Annotated in this window: 23 protein-coding genes; 12 read left to right on the forward strand and 11 right to left on the reverse strand. The window is 61.5% G+C overall.

The window, feature by feature from the left end:
• The first annotated feature begins 124 nt into the window (after positions 1–124).
• Complete coding sequence (locus tag C4J85_RS26400) at positions 125–2,965, forward strand: class I adenylate cyclase (RefSeq protein WP_124411064.1); 2,841 nt, start codon at positions 125–127, stop codon at positions 2,963–2,965.
• Here C4J85_RS26400 and rnk read toward each other — a convergent pair.
• The 3 genes from rnk to cyaY all read right to left on the reverse strand — a co-directional run bounded on the left by rnk (position 2,962) and on the right by cyaY (position 4,060).
• A complete protein-coding gene (gene rnk, locus C4J85_RS26405) occupies positions 2,962–3,375 on the reverse strand; it encodes a nucleoside diphosphate kinase regulator (protein ID WP_124364940.1) in 414 nt (137 codons plus the stop codon). The genes C4J85_RS26400 and rnk overlap by 4 nt on opposite strands.
• 131 nt (positions 3,376–3,506) lie before the next feature.
• Positions 3,507–3,725 carry a DUF1289 domain-containing protein gene (locus C4J85_RS26410; RefSeq protein ID WP_003176868.1) on the reverse strand — a complete coding sequence of 73 codons (219 nt, stop codon included), beginning with the start codon at positions 3,723–3,725 and terminating at the stop codon, positions 3,507–3,509.
• Between the two features lie 2 nt (positions 3,726–3,727).
• Complete coding sequence (gene cyaY / locus C4J85_RS26415) at positions 3,728–4,060, reverse strand: iron donor protein CyaY (RefSeq protein ID WP_124364942.1); 333 nt, start codon at positions 4,058–4,060, stop codon at positions 3,728–3,730.
• A 238-nt stretch (positions 4,061–4,298) separates the two neighbouring features.
• Between cyaY and C4J85_RS26420 the strand changes: the two genes are divergently transcribed.
• From C4J85_RS26420 to C4J85_RS26445, 6 genes are read left to right on the forward strand one after another with little or no spacing between them, the layout of a single operon-like run.
• Positions 4,299–4,466 carry a lipoprotein gene (locus tag C4J85_RS26420; protein WP_003195417.1) on the forward strand — a complete coding sequence of 56 codons (168 nt, stop codon included), beginning with the start codon at positions 4,299–4,301 and terminating at the stop codon, positions 4,464–4,466.
• A gap of 9 nt (positions 4,467–4,475) precedes the next feature.
• Positions 4,476–5,723, forward strand: coding sequence for a diaminopimelate decarboxylase (lysA, locus tag C4J85_RS26425; RefSeq protein WP_124411065.1), 1,248 nt, complete (start codon positions 4,476–4,478; stop codon positions 5,721–5,723).
• 3 nt (positions 5,724–5,726) lie between these two features.
• Positions 5,727–6,557, forward strand: coding sequence for a diaminopimelate epimerase (gene dapF / locus C4J85_RS26430; protein WP_124368796.1), 831 nt, complete (start codon positions 5,727–5,729; stop codon positions 6,555–6,557).
• Between the two features lie 13 nt (positions 6,558–6,570).
• Positions 6,571–7,287, forward strand: coding sequence for a DUF484 family protein (locus C4J85_RS26435; protein WP_124411066.1), 717 nt, complete (start codon positions 6,571–6,573; stop codon positions 7,285–7,287).
• A gap of 2 nt (positions 7,288–7,289) precedes the next feature.
• Positions 7,290–8,189 carry a tyrosine recombinase XerC gene (xerC, locus tag C4J85_RS26440; RefSeq protein ID WP_124411067.1) on the forward strand — a complete coding sequence of 300 codons (900 nt, stop codon included), beginning with the start codon at positions 7,290–7,292 and terminating at the stop codon, positions 8,187–8,189.
• Positions 8,186–8,881: an HAD family hydrolase gene (locus tag C4J85_RS26445; RefSeq protein ID WP_124368799.1), complete on the forward strand. Its 696-nt coding sequence runs from the start codon at positions 8,186–8,188 to the stop codon at positions 8,879–8,881. Before xerC ends, C4J85_RS26445 begins: the two co-directional genes overlap by 4 nt.
• 272 nt (positions 8,882–9,153) lie before the next feature.
• On the opposite strand, the gene sutA is transcribed toward C4J85_RS26445, so the two are convergent.
• From sutA to glnK, 4 genes are all read right to left on the reverse strand, one after another.
• Positions 9,154–9,486: a transcriptional regulator SutA gene (gene sutA, locus C4J85_RS26450; protein WP_124364948.1), complete on the reverse strand. Its 333-nt coding sequence runs from the start codon at positions 9,484–9,486 to the stop codon at positions 9,154–9,156.
• A gap of 102 nt (positions 9,487–9,588) precedes the next feature.
• Positions 9,589–10,014 carry a secondary thiamine-phosphate synthase enzyme YjbQ gene (locus C4J85_RS26455; RefSeq protein WP_124411068.1) on the reverse strand — a complete coding sequence of 142 codons (426 nt, stop codon included), beginning with the start codon at positions 10,012–10,014 and terminating at the stop codon, positions 9,589–9,591.
• A 209-nt stretch (positions 10,015–10,223) separates the two neighbouring features.
• Positions 10,224–11,564 carry an ammonium transporter gene (locus C4J85_RS26460; protein ID WP_124372266.1) on the reverse strand — a complete coding sequence of 447 codons (1,341 nt, stop codon included), beginning with the start codon at positions 11,562–11,564 and terminating at the stop codon, positions 10,224–10,226.
• Between the two features lie 35 nt (positions 11,565–11,599).
• Positions 11,600–11,938, reverse strand: a complete 339-nt coding sequence (glnK, locus tag C4J85_RS26465) for a P-II family nitrogen regulator (protein WP_002555808.1) — start codon at positions 11,936–11,938, stop codon at positions 11,600–11,602.
• Between the two features lie 422 nt (positions 11,939–12,360).
• On the opposite strand from glnK, the gene C4J85_RS26470 reads away from it, so the two are divergent.
• Together C4J85_RS26470 and C4J85_RS26475 are read left to right on the forward strand one after the other, a co-directional pair.
• Positions 12,361–12,624 (forward strand): accessory factor UbiK family protein, encoded by a 264-nt coding sequence (locus tag C4J85_RS26470; protein ID WP_124364951.1) that lies wholly within the window; start codon positions 12,361–12,363, stop codon positions 12,622–12,624.
• A gap of 202 nt (positions 12,625–12,826) precedes the next feature.
• On the forward strand, positions 12,827–14,323 hold the full coding sequence (locus C4J85_RS26475; RefSeq protein ID WP_124411069.1) for a YifB family Mg chelatase-like AAA ATPase: 1,497 nt from the start codon (positions 12,827–12,829) through the stop codon (positions 14,321–14,323).
• A gap of 33 nt (positions 14,324–14,356) precedes the next feature.
• Here the strand turns inward: C4J85_RS26475 and C4J85_RS26480 are convergent, their stop codons facing one another.
• Positions 14,357–16,333, reverse strand: coding sequence for a methyl-accepting chemotaxis protein (locus tag C4J85_RS26480; RefSeq protein ID WP_124372269.1), 1,977 nt, complete (start codon positions 16,331–16,333; stop codon positions 14,357–14,359).
• 178 nt (positions 16,334–16,511) lie between these two features.
• Positions 16,512–17,432, reverse strand: a complete 921-nt coding sequence (locus C4J85_RS26485) for a LysR substrate-binding domain-containing protein (RefSeq protein WP_124364954.1) — start codon at positions 17,430–17,432, stop codon at positions 16,512–16,514.
• Positions 17,433–17,583: 151 nt separating this feature from the next.
• Here C4J85_RS26485 and C4J85_RS26490 point away from each other — a divergent pair, with 151 nt between their 5' ends.
• Positions 17,584–18,987, forward strand: a complete 1,404-nt coding sequence (locus tag C4J85_RS26490; protein WP_124405866.1) for a NorM family multidrug efflux MATE transporter — start codon at positions 17,584–17,586, stop codon at positions 18,985–18,987.
• Positions 18,988–19,114: 127 nt separating this feature from the next.
• On the opposite strand, the gene C4J85_RS26495 is transcribed toward C4J85_RS26490, so the two are convergent.
• Positions 19,115–20,779 carry a bifunctional diguanylate cyclase/phosphodiesterase gene (locus C4J85_RS26495; protein ID WP_124368806.1) on the reverse strand — a complete coding sequence of 555 codons (1,665 nt, stop codon included), beginning with the start codon at positions 20,777–20,779 and terminating at the stop codon, positions 19,115–19,117.
• 265 nt (positions 20,780–21,044) lie between these two features.
• On the opposite strand from C4J85_RS26495, the gene rep reads away from it, so the two are divergent.
• Both rep and C4J85_RS26505 read left to right on the forward strand, forming a co-directional pair.
• Entirely contained in the window at positions 21,045–23,054 is a 2,010-nt protein-coding gene (gene rep, locus C4J85_RS26500) for a DNA helicase Rep (protein ID WP_124364957.1), read from the forward strand.
• 58 nt (positions 23,055–23,112) lie between these two features.
• Positions 23,113–23,682, forward strand: coding sequence for a xanthine phosphoribosyltransferase (locus tag C4J85_RS26505; protein ID WP_003176890.1), 570 nt, complete (start codon positions 23,113–23,115; stop codon positions 23,680–23,682).
• 126 nt (positions 23,683–23,808) lie between these two features.
• On the opposite strand, the gene C4J85_RS26510 is transcribed toward C4J85_RS26505, so the two are convergent.
• Complete coding sequence (locus C4J85_RS26510; protein ID WP_124411070.1) at positions 23,809–25,731, reverse strand: acetyl-CoA hydrolase/transferase C-terminal domain-containing protein; 1,923 nt, start codon at positions 25,729–25,731, stop codon at positions 23,809–23,811.
• Positions 25,732–25,735 lie beyond the last annotated feature (4 nt).

Below are 25,735 nucleotides of genomic sequence, written 5' to 3' on the forward strand. Positions count from 1 at the left end.
GCGTTGCTGTGCAAGGTGCAAAATTCTAGCGCCAACCGCCATTTCCCTCTAAACCTCCTACGCTACTGTCTGTAAACTCCTACACGGCCGCCCACGTCGGGCCCTGCGAGCCACCGAATTCGACATGACCCGCACCCATGAAATCCGCCCCGACCTGGACGAAGGCATCGACCGTAAGGTGCTGACCCAATTGCGCGCGCGTTTCATGGCCCTCAATGAAGGCCGCATGGCCCGGGCCGTTGAAGGGCTGACCCCGCGCCAACAAAGCGTGCTGACGTTGTTGCCGCTGTTTTTCCACGTTAATCACCCTTTGCTGCCGGGCTATGTCTCCAGCGGCACACCGGCCGGGCTTTCGAACTTCGAACCCGATGCCCAGGCCCTGGCCGAAGCCCAGCGCCTGACCCGTTCGTTCTCCTACAAGCCGCGCCATGGCAACCCGCCCCGCCCGATCCACGGCCTGTTCCTGATGGGCAGCCTGGGCACGTTGGCCCAGGCGGATCAGAGCGATATGGACGTGTGGGTGTGTCACGCTCCGGACCTGAATGAAAACGAGCTGGCCGAGCTGCGCAAGAAGTGCCAGCTGCTGGAAGCCTGGGCCCAGACCATGGGCGCCGAGGCGCATTTCTTTCTGATCGAACCGACGCGCTTTGTGCTCGGTGAACGGGACACCCAACTGAGTTCCGACGATTGCGGCACCACCCAACACTATTTGCTGCTGGACGAGTTCTACCGCACCGCCATCTGGCTGGCCGGGCGCACGCCGATCTGGTGGCTGGTCCCGGTATACGAAGAAAGCCGTTACGCCGAGTTCACCCACACGCTGATCTCCAAACGCTTCATTCGCGCCGACGAAACCCTCGACCTCGGCCATCTGGCGCGCATTCCTCCAGGGGAATTCATCGGCGCCGGGCTGTGGCAACTGTTCAAGGGCATCGAGTCGCCCTATAAATCGGTGCTCAAGCTGCTGCTGACCGAGGTCTACGCCAGCGAACATCCCAACGTGCACTGCCTGAGCCTGCGCTTCAAGCGCGCGGTGTTTGCCAATCAGCTGGACCTGGACGAGCTGGACCCGTACATCGTGGTCTACCGCCGCATCGAGGAATACCTCAAGGCCCGCAATGAACCCGAGCGTCTGGAACTGGTACGGCGCAGCCTGTACCTGAAGGTCAATCGCAAGCTCAGCGCCGGCCAGCGAACCGCCAGTTGGCAACGACTGCTACTGGAGCGCCTGGCCGATGAGTGGGGTTGGGACCAGCGCCAACTGGCCCTGCTGGACAGCCGCAGCCAATGGAAGGTGCGTCAGGTCGCTTCCGAGCGCCGTGCCCTGGTCAACGAGCTGAACTACAGCTACCGCTTCCTCACCCAGTTCGCCCGTACGGAACAGACCGTCAGCCTGATCAACAAGCGCGACCTCAATGTGCTGGGCCGGCGCTTGTACGCAGCCTTTGAGCGCAAGGCCGGCAAGGTCGAGTTCATCAACCCCGGGATTGCCCCGGACCTGGCCGAAGACACCCTGACCCTGGTGCACTCCCCTAACCGCAAGGAGCCGGGCCAGCACCACTGGGGCCTGTATAACGGCAACCTCACGGCTCTGGAATGGGAGCACTTCGCGCCGATCAAACGCAGCCGCGACCTGCTTGAAATGCTCACCTGGTGCCATCGCAACGGTGTGATCGACAGCAGCACGCGCCTGGCGCTGCACCCAGGCGCCAGCGACATGACCGAGTTCGAGTTGTTCAACCTGCTGGGCAGCCTGCAACAGACCATCGCCCTGCCCCTGGCCAGCGTCGATGAGGCGCGCCTGTTGCGTTCGGCGGTACCGGAAGAAGTGCTGTTGCTGATCAACGTCGGCGTCGACCCACTCAAGCATCACCGCGACCTGAACATTCTGATGACCACCGAGCGCACCGACTCCCTGAGTTACGCCGGCGTGCGTGAAAACCTGGTACTGACCCTGGACCAGGTCACGCTCAATAGCTGGAACGAGGTGATGGTCAGCCGCTACGACGGGCCCCATGCGCTGCTCGACTGCCTGCGCGACTACCTCAACCAACTGCCGCCGGCTCATTTGCCGCGGTTGCGGGTGCGCTGTTTCTGTCACAACCGAGCGCAGTTCATTGCCCAGCGCGTCGAAGAAATATTCGACACCGCACAGCATCTGCTGCTCGGCCAAAGCAACCACCGCTACCTGCTCCAGGTGCAGCAGCACTATCACGTCATGGAACTGATTCCCGGCCAGGCCACCCACGTGTCACTGCCGACCCAGGACGCCTTGGTCGCCTACCTCAGCGAAGAGCTGGCCAGCTACAGCCCGTGGCACCTGGACGCCATGGCGCTGGAAGACCACGACCTGGCGCTGCTGCTGCCCATGGGCCAGGCCGATTGCATACAAGTGTTCTACCGGGTCAATGAAGGCTTCGCCGAACTGTATGTGCTCGACGAATTCAACGCGCTCTGGCAGCAGCGCTTGCCGTTTCATGATGAACAGAGCCTGTTGGCACCGCTGCAGCGGTTCCTGCTGTCGATCATCTATCGCCGCGAAGCGCTGTCACCGCTGGACACCCAACAGCCGCTGGGCGAAGTACAAACGCTGTACTACCAACTGTTGCCATCGGGCAGCGCCCGCGCACGCGTTGTCGAACCAAGGCCGGCGCCGCAACACCCGGCCAACAAGCCGTTTTATGACGTGCAGGCGATTATCGGCAAGGCGGCGCCCGGCCAGGTGGGTGTCACGCTGTACTGCAATCAGCGGGAATTTTCCGAAATGGAGTTTGGCGACCAGCTGTTTGCGGTGGTCGCCCGGGAGATCATCGGGCAACGCCGGGAACCCGAGCGTTACCGTTGCTACATCACCGACCTCGATCTGTCGGGCCTGCTCGGCGACGTGCAAAGCCCGAGCAATCTGTACCTGCGCTACAAGGCCGAGCTGGAGCTCGCGCTCAATGAAGCCCTGAGCCAGATTTAAAGCGGGAAGGCGCCGCCGTCTTTGGGCTGGCCTTCGACACTCAGCAATTCAAGCTTGAGGGTCTTGCCGCCCGGTGCAGGCCAATCGATGTGCTGGCCCACTTGCAGGCCGAGCAAAGCACTGCCGACCGGCGCCAGGATCGAGATCTTGCCTTCGTCGGCGTTCGCGTCCTTGGGGTAAACCAGGGTCAGGTGATAGTCCTTGCCACTGCCTTGTTCACGGCAATGCACGCTGGAGTTCATGGTCACGACAGTTGCAGGCACTTCATCGTGACCAACCACGTCTTCGGCGCGGTCGAGTTCGGCCTGCAACGCTTCGACGCCGGGAAACTCGTCGCCCAAGCGGTCGATCAGTTGCTCCAGACGCTGCACGTCAAGACGGGTGAGAATGATGGACGGTGCGGTGGTCATGATTCAGGCAGACTCCTTTTTTCTGCACAAAAAAGCAAAACCCCGCCAGGAAAAGGCGGGGTTCTCACGGGCCTCGATGAGTTGAGGCGTACCCGGACACTACCACAGCGTCACAAATAAACAAGATGGCGTCAGGCGTGGGCCCGGCGCTGCTCGGCCTGCGCGCAGATCACTCGACGCCGGGCATCGTCGGCGGAGCGCCATTCACGGATGTCTTCGACATGCCGGAAGCAGCCGAGGCAGACTTTTTGCTCATCCAGGCGACACAAACTGATACAAGGCGACGGCACCGCCGGGCTGACGTTGCTGAACAGCGGCTTGGGCGGGCGTACGGGAGCAGGCTGGGTCACTGTCAGATCTCGTCGAAGTCCAGCTCGGCGCCGGTATATTCCTCGACCAGCCGCGTGAGCATCTCGCCCAGCAACTCTTCACTTTTGTCGCACTGCCATTTGCCGCTGTCTTCGTCATAGTCAAAGTGAACGCCACCGGAGCGCGCCGCCAGCCACAACTGACGCAGCGGTTCCTGGCGACTGAAGATCAGTTGCTGGCCGCTCTCGAATTTGACGGTCAGCACACCGGCCGAGTTTTCCAGATCCACATCCAGGTCGCTGTCGTCGAAAATATCTTCCAGCTTCTCCTGGGTGGCATCCACCAGGTCGTGAAAACGGGCTTCGGTCAAACTCATTGTGGCAACCTCAAAAGTGTCTGGTTCTGCTCAAGCGCCGCACGATACGGACGCGCCCCGCCGATTGCAAAGGATACCGATTTCAACGCGATTGACGGCGTGAAATATCCTCAAACAGCGTAGTCCGCTTCCCGACCCTCTCAGCAAACCCCCGCCGGACGGGTATTGCGGCGCATAGGCAAGCTGGCGGGTGGTCGGTATACTCGGGCGCAATTAATGCATATTCAAGGATTTCGCCATGAAGCGCCTGATCTCTTCCCTTGCTGCGCTCGTCGCGGTCGCTTGCCTCGTTAGTGCCTGTGGTCAAAAAGGCCCGCTGTACCTGCCCGACGACAGCAAAGACCCGAACGAACAGGCGCAGTCGTCGCAAAAGCCATCGAAAGCGCACAAGCACGACACTTACTAAGGGACCCTCATGGACGCTTTTAACTACCGGGACGGCGAGCTGTTCGCGGAAGGCGTGGCGCTGTCTGCGATTGCCGAGCGCTTTGGCACCCCGACGTATGTGTATTCCCGTGCACATATCGAAGCGCAATACCGCTCGTTCACCGACCCGCTGGAAGGCGTGCCGCACCTGGTGTGCTACGCGGTGAAAGCCAACTCCAACCTGGGTGTACTCAATGTCCTGGCGCGTCTGGGTGCTGGTTTTGACATTGTGTCCCGTGGCGAACTCGAACGTGTATTGGCCGCCGGTGGCCAGGCCGACAAGATCGTGTTCTCCGGCGTCGGCAAGAGCCGCGAAGACATGCGCCGCGCCCTGGAAGTGGGTGTGCACTGCTTCAACATCGAGTCCACCGACGAGCTGGAGCGCCTGCAGGTCGTGGCCGCCGAAATGGGCGTTCGCGCGCCGATCTCCCTGCGCGTCAACCCGGACGTCGATGCGGGCACCCACCCGTACATTTCCACCGGCCTCAAGGAGAACAAGTTCGGCATCGCCATTGCCGACGCCGAAGACGTGTACATCCGCGCCGCCCAATTGCCGAACCTGGACGTGTTGGGTGTCGACTGCCATATCGGCTCGCAACTGACCACCCTGCCGCCGTTCCTGGATGCGCTCGACCGCCTGCTGGCGCTGATCGACCGCCTCGGCGATTGCGGCATCTACCTGCACCACATCGATCTGGGTGGCGGTGTGGGCGTGCGGTATCGCGATGAAGAACCGCCGTTGATCGCCGACTACATCAAGGCGGTGCGCGAGCGTATCGAAGGCCGCGACCTGACGCTGATGTTCGAGCCGGGCCGCTACATCGTCGCCAATGCCGGTTTGCTGCTCACCCAGGTCGAGTACCTCAAGCACACCGAACACAAGGACTTCGCCATCGTTGACGCGGCGATGAACGACCTGATCCGCCCGGCGCTGTACCAGGCCTGGATGAATGTCAGCGCCGTGGTCCCTCGCGCCAGCGAAACGCGCGCGTACGACATCGTAGGCCCGATCTGTGAGACCGGCGACTTCCTGGCCAAGGATCGTCAGCTGGCCCTGGAGGAAGGCGACCTGCTGGCCGTGCATTCGGCCGGTGCCTATGGGTTTGTCATGAGTTCCAACTACAACACGCGCGGGCGAGCCGCCGAGGTGCTGGTGGACGGTGATCAAGCGTTCGAAGTGCGTCGCCGCGAGACGGTAGCCGAGTTGTATGCTGGCGAAAGCCTGCTGCCGGAGTAAGCCATGCTGCTGCGTTTTACCAAGATGCACGGGCTGGGCAATGACTTCATGGTTCTCGACCTGGTCAGCCAGCACGCACACATCCTGCCCAAGCACGCCAAACAATGGGGCGACCGGCATACCGGTGTCGGCTTCGACCAATTATTGCTGGTGGAAGCGCCGACCAACCCGGAGGTGGATTTCCGTTATCGGATCTTCAACTCCGATGGCTCTGAAGTGGAACAGTGCGGCAACGGTGCGCGCTGCTTTGCGCGCTTCGTGCTGGACAAGCGCCTGACCGCCAAGCGCCAGATTCGCGTCGAAACCAAGGGCGGCGTGATCGAACTGGATATCCGCAGTGACGGCCAGATCAGCGTCAACATGGGCGCGCCACGCCTGGTGCCGGCGGACATTCCGTTCCAGGCGCCCGAGCAGGCCCTCAGTTATGCGCTGGAGGTGGACGGTACCCGCGTGGATATCGCCGCCGTGTCCATGGGCAATCCCCATGCGGTGCTGCGGGTCAATGACATCAACAATGCGCCCGTGCATGAACTGGGGCCGAAGATCGAGCATCACCCGCGCTTTCCGGCGCGGGTCAATGTGGGCTTCCTGCAGGTGATCGACCGTTCCCGCGCGCAATTGCGTGTGTGGGAGCGCGGCGCCGGCGAAACCCAGGCCTGCGGCACCGGTGCCTGCGCCGCTGCCGTGGCCGCGATCAGCCAGGGGTGGATGGATTCACCGCTGCTGATCGACCTGCCGGGTGGGCGCTTGTCCATCGAATGGGCAGGCCCTGGCCACCCGGTGATGATGACCGGGCCGGCCTCGCGCGTATACGAAGGACAGGTCCGTCTATGAGTGAGCCAAGCCAATGACCGATAAGCCTCAAGTACCCGCACACATAACCCCAAGTGAAAGCCTGGAGGCCGCTGCTGTCGCGGCGTACCTTGAGGCTCATCCGGACTTCTTCGTCGAGCACGAAGAATTGCTCCCGGCATTGCGCATCCCTCACCAGCGCGGCGATACCGTGTCGTTGGTGGAGCGGCAAATGCAGATCCTGCGCGAGCGCAATATCGAAATGCGCCACCGGCTCTCGCACCTGATGGATGTGGCCCGCGACAACGATCGCCTGTTCGACAAGACCCGTCGCCTGATCCTGACCCTGCTGGACGCCGCCAGCCTGGAAGAAACGGTGATAGCTGTGGAAGACAGCCTGCGCCAGGACTTCCAGGTGCCGTTTGTCAGCCTGATCCTGTTCAGCGATAACCCGATGCCGGTGGGTCGCTGGGTCAGCGGTGGCGAAGCGCAAACGGCCATCGGCGGCCTGCTTTCCGAAGGCAAGACCATCAGCGGCACCCTGCGCGAGCATGAACTGGACTTCCTGTTTGGTGCCGAACAGCGCCAACAGATCGGCTCCACCGCCGTGGTCGCCCTCAGCCATCAAGGCCTGCATGGCGTACTGGCCATCGCCAGCCGCGATCCTGCGCATTACAAAAGCTCGGTGGGCACCCTGTTTTTGACCTACATCGCCGAAGTGCTGGGCCGCGTATTGCCGCGTTTCACCACTGCCCTGCGCGCGGTGCGCTAGCCATGGAACGGCAACTGGACGCTTACTGCGCTCACCTGCGCAACGAGCGCCAGGTGTCGCCTCATACCCTGGAAGCCTACCGGCGGGACTTGAACAAGGTCCTGGCCTATTGCGAAAAGCAGCAGATTGCCAGCTGGAAAGCCCTGGATATCCAGAGCCTGCGCAGCCTGGTCGCACGGCTGCACCAGCAAGGCCAGTCCTCCCGCAGTTTGTCGCGCCTGCTGTCGGCGGTGCGCGGCCTCTATCACTACCTGAACCGCGAAGGCCTGTGTGACCACGACCCGGCCAATGGCCTGTCGCCGCCCAAAGGCGAGCGCCGCCTGCCCAAGACCCTGGACACCGACCGCGCTCTGCAACTGCTCGATGGTGCGGTCGAGGATGACTTCCTGGCGCACCGCGACCAGGCGATCCTCGAGTTGTTCTACTCCTCGGGCCTGCGCCTGTCCGAGCTGACCGGACTGGACCTCGATCAACTCGACCTGGCGGATGGGCTGGTGCAGGTGCTGGGTAAAGGCAGCAAGACGCGGGTGCTGCCGGTCGGCAGAAAAGCCCGTGAAGCCCTGCAACTGTGGTTGCCGTTGCGGGCGCTGGCCAATCCGCAAGACGACGCGGTATTTATCAGCCAACAGGGCCGACGCCTGGGGCCACGGGCCATTCAGTTGCGCGTAAAAGCCGCCGGCGAGCGCGAACTGGGGCAGAACCTGCACCCGCATATGCTCAGGCACTCCTTTGCCAGCCATATGCTGGAGTCGTCCCAGGACCTGCGCGCGGTACAGGAGCTGCTCGGCCACTCCGACATAAAGACCACGCAGATCTACACCCACCTCGACTTCCAGCACCTGGCAACGGTGTATGACAGCGCCCATCCACGGGCCAAACGCATCAAGGGCAGCGACTCATGAGCATCAAGCTGATCACCTTCGACCTGGACGACACGCTCTGGGACAACGTACCCGTCATCATCAGCGCCGAAGCGTCAATGCGCGAATGGTTGGCGCTCAACGCATCCAAGGTCGGCGACTTGCCCCTGGAACATTTCGCCAGCCTGCGCCAACAGGTGCTGCAACGTCATCCTGAACTCAAACACCGCATCAGTATCCTGCGCCATCGGGTGTTGATGCATGCGTTTGAGGAGGCAGGTTATCCACAGCCTGAAGCCACGGAAATGGCCGACGTGTGTTTTGAAGCGTTCATTCATGCGCGGCATCAACTCACCGTCTTCCCCGAAGCCGAGCCGATGCTCAAAGCGCTGCGCCAGCACTTCCTGCTCGGGGTGATCACCAATGGCAATGCCGACGTACAACGCGTAGGCCTGGCGGACTATTTTCACTTTGCCTTGCGTGCCGAGGATATCGGCATCGCCAAGCCGGATGCGCGGTTGTTTCAGGAGGCATTGCAGCGCGGCGGCGTGAAGGCCGAAGCGGCGGTGCATGTTGGCGATCATCCGGGCGATGACATTGCCGGGGCGCAACAGGCGGGGCTGCGCGCCGTCTGGTTCAACCCGGCGGGCAAGGCGTGGGAAGGGGATAAACTCCCGGATGCGCAAATTCGCAGCCTGACGGAGCTACCGCAATTGCTCCGCAGCTGGCAGTAACGACAGAGATCCAAATGTGGGAGGGGCCTTAAAGGGGTTCCCTGTAGGAGCGAGCTTGCTCGCGAAAAACGCCCAGGCAACGCGTTCATTCTGGATGAACGAGGGAGCCCTGAGTTCATCGCGAGCAAGCTCGCTCCTACAAAAAGCCTTCACTGACTGGCATTAGGGCTTGCCCCTCCCACATCTGGATCACCACAACGCTCGAATAAATCAGCAGGCATGAAAAAACCCGCAGCGACGGCGGGTTCTTTCTTACAAGCAGGTAGCTGACCTCAGATAGGACGGCTGCCGTATTTGTTATCCGGCTTCTTCGGTGGATCAGCCACCACGTTGGGCTCGACTTCGACCACTTTGCCGCCTTTGGCGAGGAATTCTTCCATCGCACGGGCCAGGGCATCGCGCTCTTTGTTCTTGGCTTCAACGCTGGGCAGCTCGTCTACCGAAACAGCCGCCTTGGCCTTGCCTTTGGCTTTGGGCGCGACATCATCGCCAGCACTGTCATCAAGGTCTTCAGCAACGTCATCAGCCGCCGCTTCAAGACTTTCCTCAGTGTCGTCTTCGTCACCTACTTCGAGGTCGTCGTTTTCCAGATCATCGTCGCTCATGTTCTACCTCATGACTTGCGAAAAGCAGATTAGTTATAGCCCAGCTTCACCCTCTGTCGAGGTCGCCGGAAAAAAATCAACATCCACTGGATCACCAGTGGCTTATGCCCCTTCACCGTGCAAGGTGGCGAGGACTTTACGAGCACCGCCGTGATCACGGTGCTCGCCCAGATAAACACCTTGCCAGGTCCCCATCGCCAAGCGGCCAGCCTTCACCGGCAAACTCAGCTGGCAGCCCAGGAGACTGGCCTTGAAGTGCGCCGGCAGATCATCCGGACCTTCGTCGTTGTGTTCGAACCCTGCATGGCCTTGCGGCACCAGCAAGTTGAAGAAACGCTCGAAGTCACGGCGAACCGCCGGATCGGCATTCTCGTTGACCGTCAACGAGGCCGAGGTGTGCTGCAGCCACAGATGCAACAGGCCCACGCGACACGCCTCCAATTCAGGCAAGCCGGCAAGCAACTCGTCCGTCACCAGGTGAAAGCCCCGGGGCTTGGCCCGAAGGGTAATCAGGGTCTGTTGCCACATACAGTTCTCCGCCCATCGGCGCGCATTCTAGCGCGCTCTGGAAAAAAACAAAGTGCCGAATACGCCTACATGTCTGTAAGACATTCGCACCCTTAAAAGTGCCGTGTGGATCCCATCACAAAGTTGACGAAAAACCCATGCCACTATAGGCAAAGACAAACGCCAGACAAAAAAATGCCCGGCAAGCCGGGCATCTTTTTTTTGCGTACTTACAGGTTGTAGCCGCGCTCGTTATGTTGCGCCAAGTCGAGACCGACCGCCTCTTCCTCTTCGGTGACGCGCAGGCCCATGACCATGTCCAGCACCTTGAGGATCACGTAGGTGACGATCGCCGTGTAGATCACGGTGAAGCCGACGCCTTTGCACTGGATCCACACCTGGGCGGCGATGTCAGTGGTAGCGGCGTTGAAGCCACCCATCGACGGAGCCGCGAACACGCCGGTCAGGATCGCGCCGAGGATACCGCCGATACCGTGCACGCCGAAGGCATCCAGGGAGTCGTCGTAGCCCAGCTTGCGCTTGAGGGTAGTGGCGCAGAAGAAACACACCACGCCCGCCGCCAGGCCAATGACCAAGGCGCCCATCGGACCCACGGTGCCAGCCGCCGGAGTGATCGCAACCAGGCCGGCCACCACACCCGAGGCGATGCCCAGTGCGCTCGGCTTACCGTGGGTGATCCACTCGGCGAACATCCAGCCCAGCGCCGCAGCAGCGGTAGCAATCTGGGTAACCAGCATCGCCATGCCGGCCGTGCCGTTGGCTGCGGCAGCGGAACCGGCGTTAAAGCCGAACCAGCCGATCCACAGCATGGCCGCGCCGATCAAGGTGTAACCCAGGTTGTGCGGGGCCATCGGGGTGGTCGGGAAGCCTTTACGTTTGCCGAGCACCAGGCACGCCACCAGGCCAGCCACACCGGCGTTGATGTGCACCACGGTGCCACCGGCGAAGTCCAGCACGCCCCAGTCCCACATCAGGCCACCGTTGCCGCTCCAGACCATGTGCGCAATCGGCGCATAGACCAGCGTGAACCAGATGCCCATGAAAATCAGCATCGCGGAGAACTTCATGCGCTCGGCGAAGGCACCGACGATCAGCGCCGGAGTGATGATGGCGAACGTCATCTGGAAGGTGATGAACACCGCTTCCGGGAACAGCGCCGCAGGCCCGGTAATGCTGGCTGGAGTGACCCCCGCCAGGAACGCCTTGCCCATGCCGCCGAAGAAGGAGTTGAAGTTGACGACGCCCTGCTCCATACCGGTGGTATCGAACGCAATGCTGTAACCGTAGACGACCCACAGGATGCTGATCAGGCCAGTGATGGCAAAGCATTGCATCATCACCGACAGAATATTCTTGGAGCGGACCATGCCGCCGTAGAACAGCGCCAGGCCAGGAATGGTCATGAACAGCACCAGTGCGGTGGCGGTCAGCATCCAGGCAGTGTCGCCGGAGTTGAGGACTGGAGCCGCCACTTCGTCTGCCGCCATTGCAAGGCCTGGCATTACGATGGACAACAGGGCTCCGAGCCCTGCGAATGTACGCAGAGTCATAGTGTTTTTCTCCTGGGGCGTTGGGGTTTGGCGGCTTAGATTGCGTCGGTATCGGTTTCGCCGGTACGGATGCGGATAGCCTGTTCCAGATTGACCACGAAGATCTTGCCGTCACCGATCTTGCCGGTGTTGGCGGCCTTGGTTATCGCCTCGATAACCCGGTCAAGATCCTTGTCGTCAATGGCGACATCAATCTTCACCTTCGGCAGGAAATCGACCACATATTCCGCGCCGCGATACAGCTCGGTATGACCCTTCTGCCGACCGAAGCCCTTGACCTCAGTAACGGTAATGCCCTGCACGCCGATCTCGGACAGTGACTCGCGTACGTCGTCCAACTTGAACGGCTTGATGATGGCAGTGACTAGCTTCATGAAAACTCTCTCCCGAATTGGTGGACTTGCCCCAGGAAAACAAACCCGTCTCAAGTCTAAGCGCAGTGCCTGGCTTTGTAACGCATCGTCGCCTCGGCATTTACCGTAGCGACGCCAGCGAACCACTGGTGACGAAACCTGTACCCCTGATCCGTCGGCGCACTGCATTCGTCACAGCGACTGCATCAGTGCATGGGTCATGATCGTCTAAGCAGAAACCTTGCCAGCTCCGTAAAACTCACTGAAATCAGTCCATTGCCCACTCATGCCCACCCGCGGGGCGTTCCGGCGGTGGCGATGCGCATCAAAACAGTGCGCAAGCGCCCATCCCGATGCGCGAAAAGCGTGCGCGTCAGGGCCGTGAAAAGACTATAGACGCTGCGTGATACACTGCCTGCCAACAGTTTTCCGGAATATTTCCCATGCTCGCGCCCAAAGACTTCCTCGACGCCCTGAGCGGCCACGCCTCTCGCCTGTTCAGCGGCGACACTCCGCTGCCCCGCAATGAAATCGAAAGCCAGTTCAAGGCACTGCTGCAAAGTGGCTTCAGCAAGCTCGATCTGGTGAGCCGTGAAGAGTTCGACAGCCAGATGGTGGTGCTCGCCCGCACGCGTGCGCGCCTGGAAAGCCTGGAGGCAAAAGTGGCGGAACTGGAAGCGCGGCTGACGCCACCGTCAGCCCAATAGTGTGGGAGGGGGCTTGCCCCCGATAGCGATTTTTCAGCTGATGAACGCTTTGCTGACACACCGCTATCGGGGGCAAGCCCCCTCCCACATTTGTCCTGCATCTCTGCCTGATACGTTCTGTAAAACGTCCCCTGCTTTGCTTTCCCCACCCTCGTCTACCCTTGAATAACCCGCAGGAAGCGGCCCCATTCAAGGATCGAGCATGTCCCTCGCCATCGTCCACAGTCGCGCCCAGATCGGCGTTGAAGCCCCCGTCGTCACGGTTGAAGTGCATATGGCTAATGGCTTGCCATCACTGACGCTGGTGGGCTTGCCTGAGACGGCGGTAAAGGAAAGCAAGGACCGTGTACGCAGCGCCATTCTCAATTCGGCCCTGCAATATCCGCCGCGTCGCATCACCCTCAACCTCGCGCCCGCAGACCTGCCCAAGGACGGCGGGCGTTTTGATTTGGCGATTGCCCTGGGGATCCTGTCGGCCAGTATGCAGGTGCCGGCGTTGATGCTCGATGACGTTGAGTGCCTGGGCGAGTTGGCGCTGTCCGGCGCGGTACGCGCGGTGAAAGGCGTGTTGCCGGCCGCATTGGCGGCGCGCAAGGCCGGGCGCACCTTGATAGTGCCCAGGGCGAACGCTGAGGAAGCGTGCCTGGCATCGGGATTGAAGGTGATTGCGGTGGACCACTTGCTGCAAGTGGTGGCGCACCTGAACGGGCATATACCGATCGAGCCCTACCAGTCGGACGGCTTGCTGTATTTGAACAAACCTTACCCGGACCTCAGTGAGGTACAGGGCCAGTTGGCTGCCAAGCGTGCCTTGCTGATCGCGGCTGCGGGGGCGCACAACCTGTTATTCAGCGGGCCGCCCGGCACCGGCAAGACCTTGCTCGCCAGCCGCCTGCCGGGGTTGCTGCCACCACTGAGTGAGCACGAAGCGCTGGAAGTCGCGGCGATTCAATCGGTGGTCAGCCTGGCGCCGTTGAGCCATTGGCCGCAACGGCCGTTTCGCCAGCCGCACCACTCGGCGTCGGGCCCCGCGCTGGTCGGCGGCGGATCGAAGCCGCAACCGGGGGAAATCACCCTGGCCCACCACGGCGTATTATTCCTCGATGAATTGCCGGAGTTCGATCGCAAAGTCCTGGAGGTGCTGCGTGAGCCACTAGAGTCGGGGCATATCGTGATTTCCCGTGCCCGCGACCGGGTGAGCTTCCCGGCACGCTTCCAATTGGTCGCGGCGATGAACCCCTGCCCTTGCGGCTATCTGGGCGAACCCAGCGGCCGTTGTCGATGTACGCCGGAGCAGATCCAACGCTATCGCAACAAGCTGTCCGGGCCGTTGCTGGACCGGATCGATCTGCACTTGACCGTGGCGCGGGAGGCCACGGCATTGAGCCCGGCACAACAGACCGGTGACAACACTGCGAAAGCTTCCGCAGCAGTGGCCGATGCACGGGAACGCCAGCAACGCCGCCAAGGATGCGCCAACGCCTTCCTCGACCTCCCGGGGTTGCGCGAGTACTGCAAGCTGGCAAAGGTCGATGAAGGCTGGTTGGAAAGCGCATGCGAACGACTGACGCTGTCGCTGCGGGCGGCCCATCGGTTGCTCAAGGTAGCGCGTACCCTGGCGGACCTGGAACAAACAGACAACATCGCTCGCCACCATCTGCAAGAGGCCTTGCAGTACCGTCCGGCGGCGAGCACGTGAGCCATGCGCTCGCGCATTCTGAATGGCAGTAGCTTAGCGGAACCGGTCTACTTCATGCCGCAGGCCCGCCGCCAGGGTCTCCAGTTCCTTGGCGGTGATCGCCAGGTTCGACACCACCTCACGCTGCTCGCTGTTAGCCAGCGCAATGCTCTGCAGGTTGCTGCTGAGCAAGGTCGCGGTGCTGCTCTGCTCCTGAGTGGCGGTAGTGATGGCGGCGAACTGCTGGCCGGCCGAGCGGCTCTGCTCGTCGATGCGCGCCAGGGCCGAAGCCACGTCGGCATTGCGCGACAGGCCTTCCTGCATCAGCACATTGCCGTGTTCCATGGTGCTGATGGCATTCCCGGTTTCCTGCTGGATGCTCTGGATCATGCCGGAAATTTCATCAGTGGCCTGGCGGGTACGCGAGGCCAGGTTGCGCACTTCGTCGGCGACCACGGCAAAGCCACGGCCTTGCTCGCCCGCGCGGGCAGCTTCGATGGCGGCATTCAGCGCCAGCAAATTGGTCTGTTCCGCGATCGACGTAATCACGCCGACGATGCCGCCGATTTCCTGGGAACGCTGGCCCAAGGTGTTGATCACCGTCGCGGTGCTGTTCAGGGCGGTGGCGATATGTTCCAGGGACGACGACGCCTCTTGCATCGAGGCACGCCCGATGCGGGTCTGCTGGGCATTTTCCTGGGCCAGACGTTCGGTGCTGCCCATGTTGTCAGCGATATTCAGCGAGGTGGCGCTGAACTCTTCCACCGCGCCCGCCATGCTGGTGATCTCGCCGGACTGTTGTTCCATGCCTTCATAGGCACCACCAGACAAACCGGACAACGCCTGGGCACGGCTGTTGACCTCTTCAGCCGCCTTGCGGATGTGCGAAACCATGGTCGACAGCGCTTCGCCCATCTGGTTAAAGCTGCGCGCCAGCTGGCCGATTTCGTCATGGCTGGAGACGTTCAGACGCGCGCTCAGGTCGCCTGCACCGAGCGCTTCAGCTTGGCGCACCAGGTCACTCAGGGGCGCGAGCTTGCTGCGCAACAGCCACACGGTGGCGCCCACCGCCAACAGCATGGCCAGCACGCTGCCGATCACCAGGCGCAGACCGACGTCCCAGGTCACTGCACGAATCTCAGCCTTCGGCATGCTCGCCACCACCGCCCAGGGGCCGCCCTCGAACGGTACCGAAACGCTGTAGAAATCTTCGTTCTTGTCGCTCCAGAAGCGCCCTTCACCCGGCTTCTTCGCCAGGTCGAGCATCACCGGAATGGCTTGATCCAAGGCTTGTACACCGGCCGGCGGCACCAGCCAGTGCTTCTGTTCATCCAGCAGCGAGAGGGAGCCGGTCTGGCCGATACGGAAGCGCTTGAGGTTGTCGAACTGGGCTTTCTGCTCGTCGGTGTAATCGAAACCGATGAACAGCACCGCAATGACTTTTCCGCTGGCGTCACGCACCGGGCTGTACTGGGTCATGTACGAGCGATCGAACAATACGGCCCGACCGATGTAGGTCTGCCCGCTGAACACACGCTGGTAGGCCGGCCCCTGGCGGTCCAGCACGGTGCCGATGGCGCGGTTGCCATCCTGCTTGGTCAGGGACGTGCTGATGCGGACAAAATCATCGCCGCTGCGCACGAATACCGTGGCCACGCCGCCGGACATGTCCTTGAATTCATCCACTTCGCTGAAGTTGTTGTTCAGCAGCTGGCTGCCCAGGTAGAGGCCCGGGGTTTGCACACCGGCCACGGCGACTGGCTCGTCTGCACGCACGCTCAAGCCGGCGCCGAAGCGCTTTTCAAACAGCCCGCTCAAACGCTGGGTGCTCTCGCGCAAGGTGCTGTGGAAGGTATTGAGTTGGTCGGCGAGCAGGCGCGCCTCGCTGGCCAGGTGTTCCTCGCGGGTGGCGAGGTTGGCGGTGTCGAGGGAACGTAGAGCGAAAACGGTACTGCCGCTGATAACGACAGCAAGAATCACGGCCAATGCGAGGCCTAACTGGGAGGCGATCCGAGCGCGAGGTTGAGACATGACAGCTCCTGAGCCGAGGCCAGGATCATCCTGATCTCTTAGCGCTGCTCGGCGAATTATCTGGTGGGAAACGTAAGTGCACGATGGTTCCAACACTCCTACTTCGGCGGAGTTTTACAATACTTGAGCGATTCACAGGGGTATCGCGCAAACGATTGCCGTACACATGCCAAACCCTTTATTCGAGGCGGGCCACTTCGGGCAAAACCATCGCATGCACCTCGCCCTGGAGAAACTCCGCCAAACGCCGCAGGCGCTCACCACCGGGGCGGGTTTTGGGCCACACCAGGTAATAGCTTTCCCCGCTGGCGACGGCCGTTGGCCAAGGCAGGCTCAGGCGTTTCTGGGCGACGTCCTCGGCCACCATCAGCAAGTCACCCATGGACACCCCATAACCCCGCGCGGCGGCGATCATGCCCAACTCCAGCGTATCGAACACCTGCCCACCCTTGAGCGAAACCCGGGACGCCAACCCCATGCGTTCCAACCAGTAGCGCCAGTCGCGCCGGTCCGGTGTCGGATGCAGCAGTTCAGCCGTTGCCAGCCGCGTCACGTCCCAGGGGCCGTCATCCAACAGATTGGGCGCGCCCACCGGAATCAGCATTTCGGCAAACAGGTAACTGGCTTCCCAGTCTGCGGGAAAGTGCCCGTTACTGAGCAATACCGCGCAATCGAACGGCTCCTGGTTGAAGTCCACTTCATCGATGCTCATCCACGCACTGGTGAGCTGCACCTCATTGCCCGGCTGCAAGGCCCGAAAGCGACTCAACCGCGCCAGCAGCCAGCGCATGGTCAAGGTGGACGGTGCTTTCATACGCAAGATGTCATCTTCGGCATTCAGGGTATGGCAGGCGCGCTCCAGGGCGGCGAAACCTTCGCGCACGCCGGGCAGTAACAAGCGCGCCGCCTCCGTGAGCTGCAGGGTGCGGCCGCTGCGCTGGAAAAGCCGGCAGGCGAAATGCTCTTCGAGCGTACGAATATGCCGGCTGACCGCGCTTTGGGTAATCGACAACTCCTCTGCCGCGCGAGTAAAGGAGTGGTGACGAGACGCGGCCTCGAACGCCCGCAGGGCGTAAAGCGGAGGAAGACGACGGGACATTCTGAAAGCTCCGACAGCGCAATCCGCAAACCCTACCAGAATAGTTCAGGCATGAGTTTTAATCATGCAAACGATCGCTTTTATCCTTTTGTGCAATGCGCCCAAAGCGCCGAGAATCAGCCCTCTCCACCTCCCTGACCTGTCGAGCGTGATGATCATGCAGCATCCGGTACGTACCGAACTCTGGGCCATTCTGCGGCTGTCGGGGCCGTTGATTGCCTCACAGTTGGCGCACATGCTGATGGTGCTGACCGACACCCTGATGATGGCCCGCTTGAGCCCCGAAGCCCTGGCCGGCGGTGGCCTGGGCGCGGCGAGCTATTCGTTCGTGGCGATTTTCTGCATCGGTGTGATTGCGGCGGTGGGCACCCTGGTGGCGATCCGTCACGGCGCGGGCGACATCGACGGTGCCACCCGCCTGACCCAATCCGGGCTGTGGCTGGCGTGGTTGATGGCCCTGGCGGCGGCGCTGTTGCTGTGGAACCTCAAGCCAGTGCTGCTGCTGTTCGGCCAGACCGAAACCAACGTGCAGGCCGCCGGGCAGTTCCTGACCCTCCTGCCATTCGCCCTGCCCGGCTATCTGAGCTTCATGGCGTTGCGCGGTTTCACCAGCGCTATCGGCAAAGCCACGCCAGTGGTGGTGATCAGCCTGTGCGGCACGGTGGTCAATTACCTGCTCAACCATGCGCTGATCGAAGGCATGTTCGGCCTGCCGAAGCTCGGGCTGATGGGCATTGGCCTGGTGACGGCCATCGTCGCCAATGGCATGGCGTTGGCGCTGATGTGGTACATCCGCAGCAACCGAACCTACGCCGCCTACCCCCTGACTACCGGCCTGCTGCGCCTCAATACCCACTATCTGCGCGAGCTGTGGCGCCTGGGCCTGCCGATCGGCGGCACCTATGCAGTGGAAGTCGGGCTGTTCGCGTTTGCGGCGCTGTGCATGGGCACCATGGGCAGTACGCAGTTGGCGGCGCACCAGATTGCCCTGCAGATCGTCTCGGTGGCGTTCATGGTCCCGGCGGGGATGTCCTACGCGGTGACCATGCGTATCGGCCAGCACTATGGCGCCGGGCGGTTGTTGAGCGCACGCCTGGCCGGGCGGGTCGGCATAGGGTTCGGCGCCATGGTCATGCTGGGGTTTGCCGTGGTGTTCTGGCTGTTTTCCGACCCGCTGATCGGGCTGTTCCTCGACCATGACGACCCGGCCTTTCATGAGGTGATCGTGCTCGCCGTCAGCCTGCTGGCCGTCGCGGCCTGGTTCGAGCTGTTCGACGGTGTGCAGACCATTGCCATGGGCTGCATCCGTGGCCTCAAGGATGCCAAGACCACGTTCCTGGTGGGGCTCGGTTGCTACTGGCTGATCGGCGCGCCATCGGCCTGGTTGATGGCGTTCACGTTAGGCTGGGGGCCGACCGGCGTGTGGTGGGGCCTGGCGCTGGGCCTTGCCTGTGCGGCGGTGAGCCTGACGTGGGCGTTTGAGGCGAAGATGAAACGGATGATTCGACAGGAGCCGGAAATACAAACTGGTTTCCAGGCCGCACAGACGCACTAAGGGCCTACTCGATTAGAAATGTGGGAGGGGGCTTGCCCCCGATGGCGGTTTGTCAGTCACCGGATGTGTTGACTGATACACCGCTATCGGGGGCAAGCCCCCTCCCACATTTTTAGATTGAGTTTATTCAGCCCAACAACGCCTGCTGGCCCTTGCCAAACGTCAGGTACTCCACCAGCTCGGCCAATGGCAGCGGTTTACTGATCAAGTAGCCCTGGGCTTGATCGCAACCAAACAGCCTCAAAAGCGCAAGTTGCTCAGCGGTCTCCACGCCTTCGGCCACCACTTCCAGGTTGAGGTTGTGGGCCAGGTTGATCATGGCGTGCACCAGTTTGCGATTCTCTTCGCGCTCTTCCATGCCGCCGACGAAGCTCTTGTCGATCTTCAACAAGGCAATCGGCAGGCTGTTGAGGTGCACGAACGATGAGAACCCGGTGCCGAAGTCATCCAGGGAAAACCGCACGCCGAGGCGACCGAGGGCGTCCATGGTCTGTTTGACCAGGTCGCTGCGACGCATCACGGCGGTTTCGGTCAACTCGAACTCCAGCCATTGCGCTTCCACGCCACGCTCGGCAATCAGCCGACTGAGTGTCGAGAGCAGTTGACTGTCCTGAAACTGGCGAAACGACAGGTTGACCGCCATGTGCAACGCCGGCAGGCCGCGTTCGCGCAGGTCCTGCATGTCGCGCAGGGCGCGGGAAATCACCCAATACCCCAACGGCACGATCAGGCCGCTCTGCTCGGCCAGGGGCACGAACTCGCTCGGTGGCAACAGGCCACGCTCGCCGTGGCGCCAACGCACCAAGGCTTCCAGGCCCACAATATGCCCATCGTCCAGGTCCAGGCGCGGCTGGTAGTGCAGCTCCAGCTCATCGCGGCGCAGCGCACGGCGCAATTCGCTTTCCAGGTCGGCCAGGCTGCGCGCGTTGCGGTTGATGCGTTCGTTGAAGATATGAAAGGTACAGCCCTGGGTGCTTTTGGCCTGCTGCATGGCGATATGGGCGTGCCACATCAACGGGTCGGCCCCGGCACGGGCGCGGGCATGCGCCACACCCAGGCTGCAGCCGATCAGCAGGCTTTCACCGTCCACCCAGTAAGGCTCGGCCATGACTTCGGTGATGCGCTCGGCCATCCACTCGGCGCGCTGGGGCGCACGACGGGTGTCGATCAGCAGCGCGAACTCATCGCTGCCCAGGCGCGCCAGTTGGTCACCGGCTTCAAGCTGGCTCTTGAGCCGCGATACCACCTGCAGGATCAAGCGGTCGCCGGCCTGATGACCGAGGGCATCGTTGGCGTGACGGAAATTATCCAGATCCAGGTGACCGAGGGCCAGGCCGCGACCTTCGTTATCCGCCAGTCGCGCCGCCAGCAAGGTCTGGAAACCCTGGCGGTTGGCGATACCGGTGAGCGGGTCCTGTTCGGCCAGGCGCTGCAACGTGTTCTCCAGTACGCCACGCTCGCGCACATGGCGCAGGCAGCGGCGCAAGGTATCGGCGTCCAGCACGGAATGGACCAGCCAATCGCTGACACCGAGCGGCGCAACCAATGGTTCCTGTTCCAGCAACAATACACACGGCAAGCTGCACCGGCCCGGGCCGGGTTGCAGAGGGGGCGTGGTCAAGAGCACCGCACCGTGGTCGTCGTCGAACAGACGACTCACCGAGTCCCAGTTGGGCGCGCTGATCAGCACAGCCCCGTCGCCCATCGGCGCCAGGCACTCGCGCAACAACGCTGCCCACTCAGGCTCATCGGCCAGCAGCAGCAAACGCAAGGGTTCGACAGGCGTAGACAAGCTAGCTCCCTAGACTCTGCAAGAATTCGTTGGCGGTGGCATTATGACGTGCGGTCTGACAATGACCAATGCCTGACAAATGATAGGTGCTATCAAACACGCCGACTGTGAAAAATAGTCGCAATACCCCGCACATCCTGCGGCAAAGTAGCAAAACCGGCAAATTTAGATCGAGTGGTACGTCACACCGTCGATCCAGGGCAGCAGAAACTTGCCAGCCTGTTAAAATGCTCGCCCTTTTGATCAACGACTCCCCGAACTCTGTATGTCCCGACTCAATCCCCGGCAGCAAGAAGCCGTGAACTACGTCGGCGGCCCTCTATTGGTGCTCGCCGGTGCTGGCTCCGGCAAGACCAGCGTGATCACCCGCAAGATCGCGCACCTGATCCAGAACTGTGGCATCCGCGCCCAGTACATCGTCGCCATGACTTTCACCAACAAGGCGGCGCGGGAAATGAAAGAGCGCGTCGGCACCCTGCTCAAGGGTGGCGAAGGCCGTGGCCTCACCGTGTGTACCTTCCACAACCTCGGGCTGAACATCATCCGCAAGGAACATGCGCGACTGGGCTATAAGCCGGGCTTTTCGATCTTCGACGAGGCCGACGTCAAAGCCCTGATGACCGACATCATGCAGAAGGAATACGCGGGCGACGACGGCGTCGACGAGATCAAGAACATGATCGGCGCCTGGAAAAACGACCTGGTCCTGCCCGCCGAAGCCCTGGAAGCCGCACGCAACCCCAAGGAACAGACCGCCGCCATCGTCTACACCCACTATCAGCGCACGCTCAAGGCGTTCAATGCGGTGGACTTCGACGACCTGATCCTGCTGCCGGTCAAACTGTTCCAGGAACACAAGGACATCCTGGAAAAGTGGCAGAACAAGGTGCGCTACCTACTGGTGGACGAATACCAGGACACCAACGCCAGCCAATACTTGCTGGTGAAACTGCTGATCGGTACACGCAACCAGTTCACCGTGGTGGGCGACGACGACCAGTCGATCTACGCCTGGCGCGGTGCGCGCCCGGAAAACCTGATGCTGCTCAAGGATGATTACCCGTCTTTGAAAGTGGTGATGCTGGAGCAGAACTACCGCTCCACCAGCCGTATCCTGCGCTGCGCCAACGTGCTGATCTCGAACAACCCCCACGAGTTTGAAAAACAACTGTGGAGCGAGATGGGCCATGGCGACGAGATTCGCGTGATCCGCTGCCGCAACGAAGACGCCGAAGCCGAGCGCGTGGCCGTGGAAATCCTCAGCCTGCACCTGCGCACCGACCGGCCTTACAGCGACTTTGCGATCCTGTATCGCGGTAACTACCAGGCCAAGCTGATCGAGCTGAAACTGCAGCACCACCAGGTGCCGTATCGCCTGTCGGGCGGCAACAGCTTTTTCGGGCGCCAGGAAGTGAAAGACCTGATGGCCTACTTCCGCCTGATCGTGAACCCGGATGACGACAACGCCTTCCTGCGCGTGATCAACGTCCCACGTCGGGAAATCGGTTCGACGACCCTGGAAAAGCTTGGCAACTACGCCACTGAACGCAAGATCTCGATGTACGCCGCCACCGACGAAATCGGCCTGGGCGAACATCTGGACACGCGCTTCACCGACCGCCTGTCGCGCTTCAAGCGCTTCATGGACAAGGTACGCGAGCAGTGCGCCGGCGAAGACCCGATCAGCGCCCTGCGCAGCATGGTCATGGACATCGACTATGAAAACTGGCTGCGCACCAACAGTTCCAGCGACAAGGCTGCGGACTACCGCATGGGCAACGTCTGGTTCCTGATCGAAGCCCTGAAGAACACCCTGGAAAAAGACGAAGACGGTGAAATGACCGTTGAGGACGCCATCGGCAAGCTGGTGCTGCGCGACATGCTCGAGCGCCAGCAGGAAGAGGAAGACGGCGCCGAAGGTGTGCAGATGATGACGTTGCACGCGTCCAAGGGACTGGAGTTTCCCTACGTGTTCATCATGGGCATGGAAGAGGAAATCCTCCCGCATCGCTCCAGCATCGAAGCCGACACCATCGAGGAAGAACGGCGCCTGGCCTACGTGGGCATTACCCGTGCGCGTCAGACACTGGCCTTCACCTTCGCTGCCAAGCGTAAGCAATACGGCGAGATCATCGATTGTGCCCCCAGCCGCTTCCTCGATGAGCTGCCGCCGGATGACCTGGCCTGGGAAGGCAACGACGACACCCCGACCGAGGTGAAGGCCGTTCGCGGCAACAGCGCTTTGGCTGATATACGCGCGATGTTAAAGCGCTAGAATCGACTACTTTTTAATCTACTTTCGGCGCCTGTTGCGCTAACAGAGGAAGCTTTCCGTGGAAGCACTGCACAAGAAAATTCGCGAAGAAGGCATCGTGCTTTCCGATCAGGTACTCAAGGTTGATGCCTTTCTGAACCACCAGATCGATCCGGCGCTGATGAAACTGATCGGCGATGAATTCGCCGCGCTGTTCAAGGACTCGGGCATCACCAAGATCGTCACCATCGAAGCCTCAGGCATCGCCCCGGCGATCATGACCGGCCTGAACCTCGGCGTGCCGGTGATCTTCGCACGCAAGCAGCAGTCCCTGACACTGACCGAAAACCTGCTGTCGGCGACGGTATATTCCTTCACCAAAAAAACCGAAAGCACCGTGGCAATTTCCCCACGCCACCTGACCAGCAGCGACCGCGTGCTGGTTATTGATGACTTCCTGGCCAATGGCAAAGCCTCCCAGGCGCTGATTTCGATCATCAAGCAAGCCGGCGCGACCGTGGCCGGCCTGGGCATCGTGATCGAGAAGTCGTTCCAGGGTGGCCGTGCGGAACTCGATGCCCAGGGTTATAGGGTTGAGTCGCTGGCGCGGGTGAAGTCGCTGGCGGGTGGGGTTGTAACCTTTATCTGATTCAACACAGCTCAAAATGTGGGGGGGGGCTTGCTCCCGATGGCAGTGGGTCAGCCAACCTTTTTGGTGACTGATACACCACTATCGGGGGCAAGCCCCCTCCCACATTTTGTCTGATGTTGGCTTTTAGTGCGCGGTGGCCTGAAGGCCGGCGAGTAACAGGCGCTGATACAGATCCTCTTTCAACCCCTCCGGCTGATCCAACCGCATCCGCTTCAAATGTTCGGGAAACGCTTCCGGCTCCGGTGCATCCAGCGCCGCCTTGCCCAGTTCCAGCATCTCCGTGAGCTTGAATTTGCTCTTGAGCCAATTCAGAGCACGCAACAGGTCCCGCTCCTCATCCGTGAAATCACTGCCCAACGGGTATTCCGGGAACAGCCGTCGATGCTTGGCCTGAATCGCCTGGAGCCGCTGCGGTGTGTTGTCGGCAAAACGCGGGTCCAGCTTGAAATCCTTGGGTAACTTACCGGCCTTTTGCGCCTGCTCAATCAGGTCGTCCTGGAAGCGCGAGTCAGTGATATTGAGCAACGCCTCAATTACCTGGGCATCCGTCTGACCGCGCAAATCGGCAATCCCGTACTCGGTAATGACGATATCCCGCAGGTGCCGGGGAATGGTGCAATGGCCGTACTCCCAGACGATATTCGAACTGACCTCCCCGGCCGACTCGCGCCAGCTGCGCAGGATCAGGACCGAGCGCGCGCCTTCCAGTGCGTGGCCCTGGGCAACGAAGTTGTACTGCCCGCCCACGCCGCTGAGCACGCGGCCATCTTCCAATTGGTCGGCCACACCGGCGCCGAGCAAGGTGACCATGATCGCGCTGTTGATAAACCGTGCGTCCTGGCGCTGCAAGCGCTTGAGCTCTTCCTGGCCGTACAGCTCGTTGATATAGCTGATGCGGGTCATGTTGAATGCCAGCCGCCTGGCGTGGCTCATCTCCTGCAAGCGCTGGTAGAAACTGCGCGGGCCGAGGAAGAAACCGCCATGGATCAAGATGCCATCGGGCTGCGCCGCATCGTCGAGCAGCCCGGCGTTGGCCTGCTCCTGGGTTGCCACATCCGGGTACACCTTGCGCCGGATGATTCCGGCATCGGCCAGCACCAGCAGGCCGTTGACGAACATTTCGCTGCAACCGTAAAGGCCACGAGCGAATGGCTCAACGCCGCCCTCACGGCTGATCAAGGGCGCCCATTGATACACATCCAGGTCGGTCAGCAGCAATCGATAGGCTTCGTTGTCGGCCTGGCGCGCCAGCAATGCGGCGGTCAGCGCGTCGCCCATGGAGCCGATACCGATCTGCAAGGTGCCGCCATCGCGCACCAGTGTGCTGGCGTGCAGGCCGATAAAGTGGTCCTGGAAGCCCACCGGCATGTTTGGCGTGGAGAACAGCGTAGTGCTGTCTTTCTCATCGAGCAGGTAGTCGAATGCGTCCATGCCCAACTCGGCATCGCCGGGCATGTAGGGCAAGTCGCTATGGACCTGGCCGACGATCAGGATCGTCTCACCCGCTGCGCGCCGCTTGGCGATCATCGGCAGCAGGTCGAGGGTGATATCGGGGTTGCAGCTCAGGCTCAGGCGGTCGGGGTGCTCGGCGCTGCTGGCAACCAGTTGCGCCACCAGGTTCAGGCCGGCGGCGTTGATGTCCCGCGCGGCATGGCTGTAGTTGCTGCTGACGTAGTCCTGCTGCGCCGCAGCGCTGTGGAGCAGGCTGCCGGGCTGCATGAAGAACTGCTGCACACGAATATTCTTCGGCAGGCTGTCTGCGTGCAGGTCAGCGAGGAAATCCAGCTCGGGGTAATTGCCGAATACTCGCTCGATAAAAGGTTCGAGAAAGCGCTTCTGCAACCCGTCGCCTATCGTCGGCCGGCCCAGACTCAATGCGGTGTAGATCGTCAGCGCGCGCTCCGGCAGCTTGGCGATACGCCGGTAGAGCGCATTGGCGAAGAGGTTGGGTTTGCCCAAACCTAGGGGCATGCCCATGTGGATATGCGCCGGCAAGCGCGCCAGTACGTCGTCAACTGCTTGCTCGATTGAACACAACTGCACCATCCGA

Source organism: Pseudomonas sp. R4-34-07, from assembly GCF_003852375.1.
Classification (GTDB): domain Bacteria; phylum Pseudomonadota; class Gammaproteobacteria; order Pseudomonadales; family Pseudomonadaceae; genus Aquipseudomonas.